Source organism: Colwellia polaris (assembly GCF_002104515.1).
Taxonomy (GTDB): Bacteria; Pseudomonadota; Gammaproteobacteria; order Enterobacterales; family Alteromonadaceae; genus Cognaticolwellia; species Cognaticolwellia polaris.
In genome coordinates, this window is sequence record NZ_NBOE01000009.1 from 73,219 (window position 1) to 86,104 (window position 12,886).

Below are 12,886 nucleotides of genomic sequence, written 5' to 3' on the forward strand. Positions count from 1 at the left end.
AGTTAATATCCTGAAACACGGCCAGACTGCCCGTCCACCGTAACAGAAATTACATGACCGTTATCTTTAAGTAATTTAACTCGATAGCTAGGTTTCTTTTTAGATCCACTGCTGTTTACTTTTAAAACTTTACCGCCGAATTTACCTTTTACAATGCGAGCCGCTTGCTGAGCGCTAATTGCTTTGCCATTGTTTGGTTGATCATAATTAACCTGCTGTATCGTCATACTATGAGGTACGGCATTAATTTTAGCAAAAACAGGGGATGCTAATAATGAAGCTATTACGCTTAGAACAAATAAGTGTTTTTTCATTTAAGTACCTTCTTAAAACTACGTTATCAGACAGTGTAAAATATTGAATGCGGTAATCCAAGTAAGTGTTATTTTAAAGCAGCTAAACTGAACGGTCTATGAACATGAATATCGCCATGATTAAAGAAGAGAATAGATCTGTAGTTTGTTTTAGTGTTCAGCTTCAGTTCAGATTCACTGAGGTTTAATGAAAGCCATACTATAAATAGAGGCTATTCTTATGTTTAATCACATTTTCAAAAAAATATTCAGTAAATTCAATAATGCAACTTATAGCAGTGATAAAGTAAGTTTGAACAGAATCTTGGGTAAAGCTTTAGCAGCCAATCTTGCTGCACTATTTTTACTATTAAGCCCAATGTCCTTTGCTGAATTATCAATGAACGCTGAACTAGCTAGTCATTCTTTTGGAGGGATAAAAAATAACCTTACCGCGCAAGAGAAAAAGCATGAAGTCACTAAAGCCATTAACAGCAACCGATTTAAAACTTTAACTTATAAAGGTATGAAGCGAGCGGATGTCGCTCTTGCGCGCAAACAGGAAATGAATGCATTATCATCAAAAAATGCAATAAAGCATTCGGAGCAAACTGATATAGAGCGCAACTCAGCGCTATATTACAGCTTCTCTATTTATAATGCTTACAGCCAACTTATCGAAGATATTGATGAAGACGGGTATTTCCAGACCTTTAGCGTGACTTTCGATGCCGATATATTGTCTCCAATAATTAATGACCAAGCTGTTGTTTATGCCGATTTATATTTAAGTGAGAATGGCGGTCCTTGGGTTTTATATTTCTCTACTGATGACTTCGTAATAACGGGTGATGCGTCAGATGATGAGTTTGAAGTTATTACTCAATTAGCGTCAGGCTACAGACCTAATAATTATGATGTATTAATTGACTTATATGAAGCTGGTTATAGTGATGTAGTAGCAACATACAGCTCAAATGATAGTAATGAACTTTATGCCTTGCCATTAGAAAGTAGTGATTTTGATCCTGAATATATAGAAGTTGAGTATTATAGTGAGCATGGCGGAGGTAGCGCTGTACTGTTAGCTTTTATTGTCGTGGCACTTTGCTTTCGTCGCGTTTTTGCTCAGTAATAGCTTTAATAAGATCATACCAAGTTGATTTATTAACTCTTCACTTTTACAGATAAAAAGTAAAACACGTAAGTTACCGATTTGGTATGAATAAGTTCTATGCTGATTAATTACTAAGGTTGGCTGCCTGATATTATTTTGAGAAAAATTGATAAAATTTGACCTTATTTCTTATATCCTGATATGGTGAAGAAATAAAAATAATAACAATTTTCATCATTTATGAGGAATTTTAGATGTCATCAGATGCCATAAATAGTAATCAAGTTGATATAAAAGCCGCTTACCTTTCTGCTGAAGACTTAAAGTTAGCAGCATCATTACTTTACCAAGCGTATCATGATGACCCTGTATTTCTTGAAATATTTTCATCAGATAAAAGTGATTACGAGCAACGTTTACGAGCAGCTATTCGTGAAGAACTAAACGCTTTTTGGCAAGCCAAACAACCTATGATTGGTTTATATTTAGGTGAAACTATTGTTGGGGTTGCATGTTTAAATAACCCTGAAGAAGGTGTAACCTCTGAACGTTTTTGGCATTGGCGCTTAAAAATGTTACTTGGCGCCGGATACTTCAGTACGAAACAAATGATTGAAAAAGAGAAAATTGTTTTAGCTGCGGTGCCTTTGAAAAAATTTCACATGCTATCTTTTATCGCCATTCACCCCTTACATCAACATCATGGCTTTGGTCATTACTTAATGGCAGCGGTAAATACTATACTTAGTGAGCATACTGAAAGTGAAGGTGTTGCGGTATATGCCACCAGTAAAAAATATAAAAACTTCTTTAATGATGTTAATTACCAGTTTATAGAGGAAGTAGAAGTAGGTAATGTTTCAGGCTCTTTAATGGTTTATTATCGCGAAACTCCTGACTGTTAAGTTTAGTAACTCACCGTATATATCGCTTTAATCATCTCTAGATTTAGAGCGATAAATCGCCCGTTGATTGATGTTTTATTTTCCCGCCAAATGTTCCTTACTCATGTGAGATATATCTTACATTGCTGTAGGATATAAAGTTTTCTATGTGATGTTAAACTCTCCGTTAGTTTTTAAGGTATTGTTTTTGCTTATTTAATTTTAAATTTTGGATGGCAGAAAAAAGAAGGTGCGTTTATTTATATACAAGTTACTTTTTTAAATTAGTGCTTAGTCTAATATATTCACTGTCAGGAAGACAAAGGGATTGCAAACAACGGCAGGGATAACCGATAGGATGCTTAGATTAGCAAAGAGATAGGATGTCTCACAAGGATAGATGGATAAATTGTCAAGGAATTGTTATCAGGATGATAAGAACAGACAATTGATGTAACTAGGACAGTTACTTTTAAGGATAATATGGACAGCAAATGATTTGCTAGGAAACGCTAAGGAAAAGCTCTTTATGGATGAAGCGGGATCATTATATATTTATGCAGGATGCATATAAGCTAGTTATAGAAAAGCGGTTCAACGAACCGCTTTTTTTTGCTTAAAATTCAGTGAAATATTCTTTATATTCTTGATGATAACCCAGATATAATCGCAATCAACTTAGAACACCAAATTTTCAAACTTCTCAAGGTAGTTAGTAACTGTTAATATAGCTTTTTATTATCTGTATTGAGCTTCTTTTGTCTACAGCCATTCCCGTAACGTCTACTGCTACTAAAAAAATGAATAAAAATATTACCTTAAAGTCACTTTTTGATCTGCTAGAACAAGTTAAATTATCTGACAAAGCGCGAATTAGGAACCGCTTATTAGGTATAAAAAAAATATCTGATCAAAATAAGCAAGAAAAAGCGTTACAACAAATAGCTAAAACAATTGAGCAATCAATAGCTAATAAGAAACTTCGTTTAACACACTTACCGAAAATAAGTTATCCAGAAGGCTTACCTGTTTCACAAAATGTAGATGTAATCGCTAAAGCTATTACAGAAAATCAAGTCGTGATAATTGCCGGTGAAACTGGCTCAGGTAAAACAACTCAGATCCCTAAAATATGTTTACAACTGGGGCGTGGAATTGACGGCATAATAGGTCATACCCAACCACGACGCATTGCAGCAAGAACCGTAGCAAACCGTATTTCCGATGAGCTTAATACCAAGTTAGGTGATGCCGTAGGGTATAAAGTGCGTTTTAATGACCAAGTGGGTGAGCAAAGTTATATCAAATTAATGACTGACGGTATTTTACTGGCTGAAATGCAAAAAGACCGTTTGCTACGCCAATACGACACATTAATTATTGATGAAGCGCATGAGCGTAGTTTAAATATCGATTTTATTCTCGGTTATTTACGCCAAATATTGCCTAAACGTCCAGATCTAAAAGTAATTATAACCTCGGCTACTATAGACCCAGAAAAATTTGCACATCATTTTGCTAGCGCTAATGGTGCTCCTGCACCAATTATTGAAGTCTCTGGCAGAACATTTCCAGTAGAAATGCGCTATCGTCCGTTGAATGAATTAAATGAAGACTCTGACAGTGACGCCGATGTTACTAGCGGTATTTTAAATGCTGTTGAAGAGCTAAGCTCAGAAAGTAGAGCAGGTGAAAGTGACGGTGATATCTTAGTATTTCTCAATGGTGAACGTGAAATTCGAGACACTGCGCGGGCATTAGAAAAAGCTAATTTGCGCCATACCAATATTCTACCGCTATATTCTCGTTTAACCGTTGCTGAGCAAAACTTAATATTTAAACCCCATAGTGGTCGAAACATAGTTTTAGCGACCAACGTGGCAGAAACGAGTTTAACGGTACCGGGCATTAAATATGTTATTGACCCAGGTACGGCCAGAATATCTCGATATAGTTACCGCACGAAAGTACAACGCTTGCCAATAGAAGCTATATCCCAAGCCAGTGCTAATCAACGGGCAGGGCGTTGTGGTCGTGTTTCTTCAGGTGTATGTATTCGTTTATACGCTGAAGACGACTTTTTAAACCGTCCCGAGTTTACCGACCCTGAAATACTGCGTACTAATTTAGCCACGGTTATATTACAAATGCTGGCTTTAGATCTTGGTGAGATTACCGACTTCCCGTTTGTACAAGCACCAGACAATCGTAATATTAATGACGGTGTTAAGTTATTAGAAGAATTAGCGGCAATTAATGCGAACTCAGCACGCGTTAAATTAACGCCAATGGGTCGGTCGTTGTCTAAATTCCCGATTGATCCGCGTTTAGCTAAAATGATTTTAACTGCGGCAGACTTAGGTTGTATCGAGCAAATATTTATTATTGTTAGTGCGTTAAGTATTCAAGATCCGCGTGAACGACCTCATGAAAAACAACAAGCAGCAGATGAAAAGCATGGCCGTTTTAAAAATAAGCAGTCTGATTTTATTAGCTTATTAAAGTTATGGGACTATGCCCAACAGCAACAAAAACTACTGACAAATAACCAATTTCGCCGAATGTGCCAGAAAGAATTTCTATCGTATGTCCGTATTCGAGAGTGGCAAGATATTTACAGCCAATTAACGCATTCGTTGCGTGAATTAAAAATTCCGATGAGTCGTATCGAATTAGACCTATCTGAAGAAGCTGAAAAGAATAACAGCAATGCTAATGTTGATATTGTGCATCAAGCAATATTATCGGGTTTGCTTAGCCATATCGGCCAACAAGATGAAAATCGAGAGTACAAGGGTGCTCGTGGTAGCAAGTTCTTTATTTTTCCAGGCTCAGCACTGGCTAAAAAATCTCCCAAATGGTTAATGGCGGCAGAGTTAGTTGAAACAAGCCGTTTATTTGCGCGTATGGCCGCTAAAATAGACCCATTATGGCTTGAGCCCTTAGCGCCACATATAGTTAAACGTAACTACAGTGAACCGCATTGGGAGAAAAAGCAGGGCGCGGTTATGGCCTTCGAACAAGTTAGCTTATACGGTTTAATTATTGTCGCTAAGCGCAGTATTAATTTCAATCGAATTGAGCCTACAACTTGTCGAGAAATTTTTATTCGCGAAGCACTCGTTAATGGCGATAGCACACTCAAAGAATCGTTCTTAAAAGAGAATAGAAAACTCGTTAACGAAGTTGAATTACTAGAGCAAAAAGCTCGTCGTAAAGACTTCTTAATTGAAGAGCAGCAGTTAGTTGATTTTTATGATGAAAAACTTCCTGAAACCGCCATTTGTCAACGCAGCTTTTTAGCTTGGTGGAAAAAGCAAAAACAATCTAATGCGAAACTTCTAAACTTTACTAAAGCGTTTTTATTAAAAGAAAGTGCGGTTAAATTATCCGCAAACGAATACCCTGAAACATGGCAACAAGGAAGTTTAACATTACCGTTAAGTTACCACTTTAGCCCCGGTGACGTTGATGATGGTATCAGTGTGATTATTCCCGTTGGCATATTGAACCAAGTAGAAAACACAGGATTTGATTGGTTAATTCCAGCCTTGCGCCTGGAATTAATTACAGCACTTATTAGAAGCTTACCTAAGGCATTAAGACGCAACTTTGTACCTGCTCCAAACTATGCTGAGGCGTGTTTAGCTGCAATAACAAACTCAGGTATTACACTAACCGCTGCGTTAGAAAAACAATTATTAAGAATGACCGGGGTTCGATTGCCTGAAGATGCTTGGCAAGGCTCTGAACTAGTCCCTCATTTATTAATGAATTTTAAAGTTGTGAATGAAAACGGTAAGTTAATAAACCAAGGGCGTAACTTAGATTTATTAAAAGATGGCTTACAAGGTAAAGTGCAGGCGTCGATTAAAAAAGTTGCCGATAAGGGGATTGAGCGCAACGATATCGCTCAATGGGACTTTAAAAACTTACCAAAAAGTTACGAAAAGAAAGTCGCTAATATTACCATCAAAGCTTTCCCTGCTTTGGTAGATAAAAATAAATCAGTTGCTATTGAGCTTTTTGAGCATGAAAGCTTAGCTGAACAAGCCATGCTTGACGGCGTTAGCCGACTTATTCTGTTGAACATACCTTCGCCTTTAAAATACCTGCAGGAAAAACTGCCTAATAAAGCTAAATTAGGTTTATATTTTAACCCTTTTGGTTCGATAAATGAGCTATTAGATGACTGCATCGTGGCTGGCTGTCAATTTTTAGTAAACGATTACGGTGAGTTACCCAGAGTTGAAACTGAATTTAGCGCTTGCAAAGAGCATGTTCGTGCCGAAATAGCCGACTGTGTATTAAGCGCGGCTATAAAAGTAGAACGGGTGCTAAGTTTAGCGCATGATGTAAGAAAAAAAATGAAAGGTAAAATGTCGTTAAACGTAGTGCAATCGCAAGGGGATATTAAAAATCAACTAGAAAGCATAGTGTTTAAAGGCTTTATTACAAAAGCGGGATATCAGCGTTTAGATGATATTGCACGATATTTAACAGCCATGTTGCGCCGTTTAGAAAAATTACAAATTGACCCTAATCAAGATCGACTTAAAATGTTAGAAGTTGAAAAAGTGCAAAAGGCACTAGACAGTATTGTTGCTCAACAACCTAAAGGACAGCCTTTAAACAAAGCATTACAGCAAGGTTATTGGATGATTGAGGAGTTACGTGTTTCGCTTTTTGCCCAAAATTTAAAAACACCTTTTCCCATTTCAGCAAAACGGGTGTTAAATTACTTAAAAGAAAATGCTTAAATTCAATACACAATGATTTGACAGTAATGGTTACGATTAGTATAAATAATACAACCTATAAAATACATTGGAGTAGTAATGGTTAATTACGATGATAAGCGCAACTTTTATCGCATGATGCTAAACAGTGAAGTAACAGTAACCATTATAGATGATGAAGCTAATAGTAAAGTATTAGCCACTTGTCGTGACCTAAGTGCAACGGGAATCGCCATTGAAATGGAGCACCCATTAGAGATGAATACAGCGGTGCGCATTAGTGTTCAGTCTGCTAGTAATGCAGTGCAACCATTAGATGCCAAAGGCAAAGTGGTAAGGGTTACTGAAGAAAGTGCGAATTGTTATTTAATCGGCGTTAATATTACAGAAATTGATTAAATATTTATAAATAACAACGTTGAGTTGTAGCTAGATAAGACACTAGCTACAACAATATTTTTACGTTATTCCACTTGGCAAACAAGGCCTTTAAGGTAGTAACCTTCTGGGTAGTTTGACGACACTGGGTGATCAGCCGCTTGGTGTAATCTATAAACAAAATAAACATTTCTTTTCGCATCTAGTGCTGCATCCGCCACAACTTTTTGAAACAAACTCGATTCCATTAAACCAGAGCAAGAGAAAGTTAATAATGTTCCATTGGGCTTGAGTAACTGCATTGCTAACATGTTTATATCTTTATAGCCTCGACAAGCACCCGTTAGTTGAGCTTTCGATTCAACAAACTTCGGCGGATCAAGAATAATCATATCAAAGGTGCGTTTTTCTTCACGGTATTGGCGCAATAATTTAAAAACATCAGCTTTTATGAATGAAATGTTCTTATTTTCTAGTTTATTAAGCTCTGCATTTTTCTTTGCAAGATCTAATGCTGATTCTGAAACGTCAACATTGATAACTTCTTTAGCACCAGCTGCTGCGCAGTGCAGGGCAAAAGTGCCAGTATAAGAGAAACAGTTTAATACGCTATTACCTTTAGCATACTTACCGGCGGCAACTCTAGAATCGCGCTGATCTAAATAAAAGCCTGTTTTGTGACCTTGAGCAACATCAACATGAATTTTTATTCCATGTTCTTCAATAATACATTCGGTAGAGTCTTGCGGCTCTGTTAACCAACCTGTTACGGGCTCTAAGCCTTCTTTCTTACGAACATCTACATCTGAGCGTTCATAAATATAACAGCCTGGGTAAAGTTCTTTAAGACACTCTACTAACGTGTAACGATGAAAGTCTGCACCGGCGCTCAGTAGTTGGCAAACAATAAAGTTGTCGTACTTATCAATGGTAACACCAGGCAATCCGTCAGATTCACCTGCTATAAGTCGATAGCCTGTTAAGCCACCACTTTCTATAAACCAATCGCGTCTTTTTTGAGCGCTTAACAATTTATTACGAAAAAAATTACTATCAATTTCTTCGTCAATATTAAAGCTCCAGACACGAATTCTTATTTGAGATTCGGGAGAATATGCGCCTTTTGCAAGCCAATTCCCTTTGTTATCAAAGATATCGACCGTATCACCAAGTAAAGGGTTACCTTTAATTTTGTTGATTGCTTGCGAAAAAATCCAAGGATGTTTCCGGCGTAATGATTTCTCACGAGCAACTTTTAAATAAATTCTTGCTGACATATGCCTATACTTATAATTAACGATAATAATGGCGCGAGTTTAGTCAATGCAGCACATAGGTGCAATGCCCTATGTTAACTATTTTTAATTCCTTTGATATTTTATAAATATCAAAGGAATGGAAAATCAAAATAACAACAACAATCAGTTTGTTTAAGGACTAATAATATGAAGGTAAGTTATATGGCGCATGTGAGTGGAAAAGTACAAGGGATATACTTTCGGGTCTCTAGTCAACAAGTTGCTATAGAGTATGGTGTGAGTGGCTATGCACGTAATTTAACCAATGGTGATGTTGAAGTGTTAATGTGTGGTGAAGAGCTAAATATTAAAAAAATGATTAAGTGGCTTGAGCATGGGCCGGCAGAGGCAGAAGTTAGCAATGTTGAAGTGCAAAAAGTACCCTGGCAAGAACATCATTTTTTTTCGGTTAATTAAGGGTAGACTGTTAGTATTAATACCGATTAACGTCTTTAAAAAAGCAACTTCATGACTAGTCAATTAGTTAATTAAGAAATAGGAAAGATATTGCGTTATATAGCATTTAATAAAGAGCAAGAATTAAGCTTTGAAGAAACTGAAATACCAACAATAAATGACGATGAATGCCTAATTAAAGTTAGCGCTATTGGTGTTAATCGCGCGGATATTTTGCAAAGGCAAGGTAATTACCCCGCACCGCCAGGTGAATCTTCAATATTAGGTATTGAGGCTTGTGGTGAGCTTTTTGCCTTGGGTAAATCAGCTCAAAATTGGCAACAAGGTGATAAGGTTTTGGCTATAGTGCCTGGCGGCGCTTACGCACAATACGTTAAAGTAAAAACAGAGCATTTAATAAAGTTACCTCACAATTTAAATTATGTGGATGGCGCTTCAATCGCAGAAGTGTTCTTAACGGCCTACCAGTGTTTATTTACTATTGCTAACTTACAACCAAAAACTAACGTATTAATCCATGCTGGCGCAAGTGGAGTAGGAACAGCAGCGATTCAACTCGCCAAATATATTAATTGCCATGTTACCGTTACTGTTGGTAGTGAAGAAAAATGCTTAGCTTGCAAGGCATTAGGTGCAGATGAAGTGATAAATTATCAAGAAACAGACTTCGTTGAATGGTCGAAAAAAGCTGGCCGAAGTTATGATGTTATTTTAGATGTTGTTGCAGGCGAATATGTTAATAAAAACATTAATGTATGTGCATTAGATGGCCATATTGTTATGCTTTCGATGCTAGGTGGAAGGTATGCTGAAAGTGTAGATGTGGCAAAAATGTTATTAAAACGCGTAAACATGCATGCGACGACTTTACGCAGTAGAAGTGATAAATATAAAAGCCAATTAATAAAAGACTTTACTGAAAATTTTTATCATTGCTTTGAATCAGGCTCGCTAAACCCCGTTATTTACAAAAACTTTAACTGGCAAGAAGTCGACATCGCTCACCATACTATGCTGAGTAATGCTAATATCGGTAAACTAGTTTTAACCGTAGATTAGCGCTTTTGACTAAGGTTATCAGTCATAACCTTAGTTTCTAATTTTCGAACTTTTACATCAACTCCTGCTGCGACTAAATTTTGGAAAAAGTCATATATTTGGCAACTGGCAACTTGTTTACAGATTATTTCATATTTTAAAATAGCAGGTTTATGGCTTTGTAATGATGCTTGATTTAGCCAATATAGTGCCTTGCCTAAATCTTTTTCAACGAATTGCCCGTTAATATACATTTCTGCTAAATTTACCTGCCCATCAGCAAAGTCGTAATTTGCTGATTGAGTAAATAACTCAAATGCTTGTTGCAAGTTAGTTTCACTGAATTTTTCCTTAAGAAAAGCCTCACCGGTTAAGTTTTCTCTGCGCCCTTGTATGTATATGCTGCTGCGTATTTTTCTTGGCTCAGGACTAATACGTTGTCCGAAAAGCTTATCGCGTATTGGGCGCATGGCTTGATATATAACACCGTCATCTAGTTTTTGTAGAATCTGTTGGTGTTTAAAATCATAGCGTTTCGCTTCGAAATAATTTTTATAGGTTAATTGACCATAGTAAAGGCTATTAATGACTGCGTGTTGATTTGGATAGTAAAAACCGCCATAGGTTAAGGTAATAATATCACCGGTTATATCAACTACTTTGGCAAGGCGGTACTTTTCATTCGGTCTGAGATCATGACTTAAAAGGCGAAAATCTAAAAAATAAATATCATTAACTTTTGGCGAGGCGATGATTTCAAAGGTTTGTTGTTTTTCTTGATTACTTTTATAAATGGAATGGTAGCTATAATAGGCTAAAAATAGTAATACCGGGATTATAAATGACTTTCTTAATACTGCTCGCTGTTTCAATGATTGTAATAAAGTTGACAGCTTGAGTGTTTTTATCGGCTGATAATCATTACTTTTATTCGCACTTGCTTTAACCATTTCATGTCCTTATAAACCTTGATTAGCATAATGCTACTTAATGGGAGAACCATCAACTCGCTCTATAACTTTTATTTTTAGATGATGAAATAAACAATGCTAACACCTTCGTAATCAATATCAACTGTTGAAAACTAATGCTATTTTTTGACTACATTTTTCATAAATAAATAATTAACACTACTTTGAGCCATTCTCATTGGCTTGACGATGTAACTGAATTGAGAATGACTTCTCGTCTTTACCACTAACGAGTATTTGTAGAGCGGTTTTGCTGATTTTTCGATATTCAATTTTGTTTGGAAAGTCATGTAACTTGTTTTCAAAGATATAGGATTTATCTTTGCATTGGACCAACTTAAAGGCAATAGGGCTAGGGTTATGTGCAACTTTTGCAAGATAAAAAATTTCGCCTGACATTGCTAGTAACCTTAAGCTTTCAGTGCTATTTGGTGTTGTTCCTGCGCCTTCAAAAGTGTTTTCACTTAATTTATGCCAAGTTTCTGTAGTTAACGTTTGGTCTTTTTGTGTTTGCCACTTGCCTTGTAACCAATCAAAATCCTTAAGTGAACGACAGTTATTGGCATTAGCTTGAACGCTAATGAGCAGTAGTGTAGCTAGAGTAAACTTAGTCATGGCATATCCTCGACTTTAAAAAGTTAAGGTATTATGCACTAAAAAAATGCCAGTTTAATTTTTGCTGCATTGTAAATATGAAAAGTAGCAACAAATAGAGGTATGTACACTTAAAATAGGGAGTTAATCGTTGAATAAAGGGAATGAAAATCGACTCCCTTTTAGCCAGTTTAACTTAACCAACATAGGCGAAACGCTTGATAGTTTTTCCATCTCTTTCAATGGTTTCATCAAACATAGCAAGAGGTCTAACCCAAATACCACGTTCACCGTACTCAGGCTGATAAACAACCATAGATTCTTCTGTTTCACTGTGAGTTGCTATATGCAGTACTTGGTAAAAATTACCTTTGAAATGTTGATAACGTCCGGTTTTTAACATGAATATCTCGTTAGTTTTAGTTTTAGTTTAAATGTTGATTATTTAGTGAGCTTTTCTGACCATTGCTCTGACGATTCGTCATCACTTGCTTTAGCGTCTAACCATTTAGCACCTTGTGTAGTCAGTTCTTTTTTCCAAAATGGTGCTTTTGTTTTTAAAAAGTCGATCAAAAATTCACAAGCTGCGAAGGCTGCTTTGCGATGCGGGCTAGTTACGCCAATAAAAACAATTTGCTCTCCAAGTGTTAAGTCGCCCACTCGGTGAATAATCGTGACCTTATTTAATGGCCAATGCTCGCGCGCTTGAGCTTCTAAGTTGCTTAATACCTTTTCAGTCATACCAGGGTAATGCTCTAGTGAAAGCCCATGAACGCCAAGGCCTTCATTGAAATCTCGCACTTTGCCGATAAAAGTTACAATGGCACCATCTTGGTTGTCTGTACAAAGTTTTTGATATTCATCAGCGACGCTAAAGTCGTTATGTTGTACGAAAATCATCTTAGCCACCGGTAACAGGAGGAAAAAAAGCGACTTCATCACCTGATACTACGCTATGTGACCAGTCTGTAATTTGCTGATTAACCGCAACGAGTAAACTGTCTGCTTGCATTAACTTAGCCCATGTTTCATTTTTCTCAGCAAGTTGTTGTCGAATATGATCTGTGGTCATATTTTCGATGGGAGAAATTTCTATACTGTCAGTTGATAATTGTTCGCGCAGGCGCGCAAAAAATAGAACGTTAATCATGGTTATG

At 36.6% G+C, this 12,886-nt stretch carries 13 protein-coding genes; 6 read left to right on the forward strand and 7 right to left on the reverse strand.

Annotated elements, in window-relative coordinates; translation table 11 throughout:
* Positions 1–2: 2 nt before the first annotated feature.
* Positions 3–314: a PepSY domain-containing protein gene (locus tag B6A32_RS13960; RefSeq protein WP_085305120.1), complete on the reverse strand. Its 312-nt coding sequence runs from the start codon at positions 312–314 to the stop codon at positions 3–5.
* A 220-nt stretch (positions 315–534) separates the two neighbouring features.
* Here B6A32_RS13960 and B6A32_RS13965 point away from each other — a divergent pair, with 220 nt between their 5' ends.
* From B6A32_RS13965 to B6A32_RS13980, 4 genes are all read left to right on the forward strand, one after another.
* Positions 535–1,428 carry a choice-of-anchor H family protein gene (locus tag B6A32_RS13965; RefSeq protein ID WP_085305122.1) on the forward strand — a complete coding sequence of 298 codons (894 nt, stop codon included), beginning with the start codon at positions 535–537 and terminating at the stop codon, positions 1,426–1,428.
* A gap of 236 nt (positions 1,429–1,664) precedes the next feature.
* Complete coding sequence (locus B6A32_RS13970) at positions 1,665–2,315, forward strand: GNAT family N-acetyltransferase (protein WP_085305124.1); 651 nt, start codon at positions 1,665–1,667, stop codon at positions 2,313–2,315.
* Positions 2,316–3,094: 779 nt separating this feature from the next.
* Positions 3,095–7,054 carry an ATP-dependent RNA helicase HrpA gene (hrpA, locus tag B6A32_RS13975; protein WP_085305126.1) on the forward strand — a complete coding sequence of 1,320 codons (3,960 nt, stop codon included), beginning with the start codon at positions 3,095–3,097 and terminating at the stop codon, positions 7,052–7,054.
* A 78-nt stretch (positions 7,055–7,132) separates the two neighbouring features.
* Positions 7,133–7,432 (forward strand): PilZ domain-containing protein, encoded by a 300-nt coding sequence (locus tag B6A32_RS13980; protein ID WP_085305128.1) that lies wholly within the window; start codon positions 7,133–7,135, stop codon positions 7,430–7,432.
* Between the two features lie 65 nt (positions 7,433–7,497).
* Here the strand turns inward: B6A32_RS13980 and B6A32_RS13985 are convergent, their stop codons facing one another.
* The gene (locus tag B6A32_RS13985) at positions 7,498–8,688 is read right to left on the reverse strand and encodes a class I SAM-dependent methyltransferase (RefSeq protein ID WP_085305130.1); all 1,191 of its coding nucleotides are present in this window, start codon (positions 8,686–8,688) and stop codon (positions 7,498–7,500) included.
* A gap of 168 nt (positions 8,689–8,856) precedes the next feature.
* On the opposite strand from B6A32_RS13985, the gene B6A32_RS13990 reads away from it, so the two are divergent.
* Positions 8,857–9,126, forward strand: a complete 270-nt coding sequence (locus tag B6A32_RS13990) for an acylphosphatase (protein WP_085305132.1) — start codon at positions 8,857–8,859, stop codon at positions 9,124–9,126.
* A 90-nt stretch (positions 9,127–9,216) separates the two neighbouring features.
* Positions 9,217–10,185: an NAD(P)H-quinone oxidoreductase gene (locus B6A32_RS13995; RefSeq protein WP_233131427.1), complete on the forward strand. Its 969-nt coding sequence runs from the start codon at positions 9,217–9,219 to the stop codon at positions 10,183–10,185.
* Here B6A32_RS13995 and B6A32_RS14000 read toward each other — a convergent pair.
* The 5 genes from B6A32_RS14000 to moaD all read right to left on the reverse strand — a co-directional run bounded on the left by B6A32_RS14000 (position 10,182) and on the right by moaD (position 12,879).
* Complete coding sequence (locus tag B6A32_RS14000) at positions 10,182–11,114, reverse strand: tetratricopeptide repeat protein (protein ID WP_085305136.1); 933 nt, start codon at positions 11,112–11,114, stop codon at positions 10,182–10,184. The genes B6A32_RS13995 and B6A32_RS14000 overlap by 4 nt on opposite strands.
* 180 nt (positions 11,115–11,294) lie before the next feature.
* The gene (locus B6A32_RS14005; RefSeq protein WP_085305138.1) at positions 11,295–11,750 is read right to left on the reverse strand and encodes a DUF6265 family protein; all 456 of its coding nucleotides are present in this window, start codon (positions 11,748–11,750) and stop codon (positions 11,295–11,297) included.
* A 175-nt stretch (positions 11,751–11,925) separates the two neighbouring features.
* A complete protein-coding gene (locus tag B6A32_RS14010) occupies positions 11,926–12,132 on the reverse strand; it encodes a DUF1653 domain-containing protein (RefSeq protein WP_085305140.1) in 207 nt (68 codons plus the stop codon).
* Between the two features lie 38 nt (positions 12,133–12,170).
* Positions 12,171–12,629 (reverse strand): molybdopterin synthase catalytic subunit MoaE, encoded by a 459-nt coding sequence (moaE, locus tag B6A32_RS14015; protein WP_085305142.1) that lies wholly within the window; start codon positions 12,627–12,629, stop codon positions 12,171–12,173.
* A 1-nt stretch (position 12,630) separates the two neighbouring features.
* Complete coding sequence (gene moaD / locus B6A32_RS14020; protein ID WP_085305144.1) at positions 12,631–12,879, reverse strand: molybdopterin converting factor subunit 1; 249 nt, start codon at positions 12,877–12,879, stop codon at positions 12,631–12,633.
* Positions 12,880–12,886: the final 7 nt, after the last annotated feature.

Coding starts and splice junctions, on each gene's coding strand:
- B6A32_RS13960 (WP_085305120.1), bottom strand. CDS start 314: ATGAAAAAACACTTATTTGTTCTAAGCGTAATAGCTTCATTATTAGCA.
- B6A32_RS13965 (WP_085305122.1), top strand. CDS start 535: ATGTTTAATCACATTTTCAAAAAAATATTCAGTAAATTCAATAATGCA.
- B6A32_RS13970 (WP_085305124.1), top strand. CDS start 1,665: ATGTCATCAGATGCCATAAATAGTAATCAAGTTGATATAAAAGCCGCT.
- hrpA (WP_085305126.1), top strand. CDS start 3,095: ATGAATAAAAATATTACCTTAAAGTCACTTTTTGATCTGCTAGAACAA.
- B6A32_RS13980 (WP_085305128.1), top strand. CDS start 7,133: ATGGTTAATTACGATGATAAGCGCAACTTTTATCGCATGATGCTAAAC.
- B6A32_RS13985 (WP_085305130.1), bottom strand. CDS start 8,688: ATGTCAGCAAGAATTTATTTAAAAGTTGCTCGTGAGAAATCATTACGC.
- B6A32_RS13990 (WP_085305132.1), top strand. CDS start 8,857: ATGAAGGTAAGTTATATGGCGCATGTGAGTGGAAAAGTACAAGGGATA.
- B6A32_RS14000 (WP_085305136.1), bottom strand. CDS start 11,114: ATGGTTAAAGCAAGTGCGAATAAAAGTAATGATTATCAGCCGATAAAA.
- B6A32_RS14005 (WP_085305138.1), bottom strand. CDS start 11,750: ATGACTAAGTTTACTCTAGCTACACTACTGCTCATTAGCGTTCAAGCT.
- B6A32_RS14010 (WP_085305140.1), bottom strand. CDS start 12,132: ATGTTAAAAACCGGACGTTATCAACATTTCAAAGGTAATTTTTACCAA.
- moaE (WP_085305142.1), bottom strand. CDS start 12,629: ATGATTTTCGTACAACATAACGACTTTAGCGTCGCTGATGAATATCAA.
- moaD (WP_085305144.1), bottom strand. CDS start 12,879: ATGATTAACGTTCTATTTTTTGCGCGCCTGCGCGAACAATTATCAACT.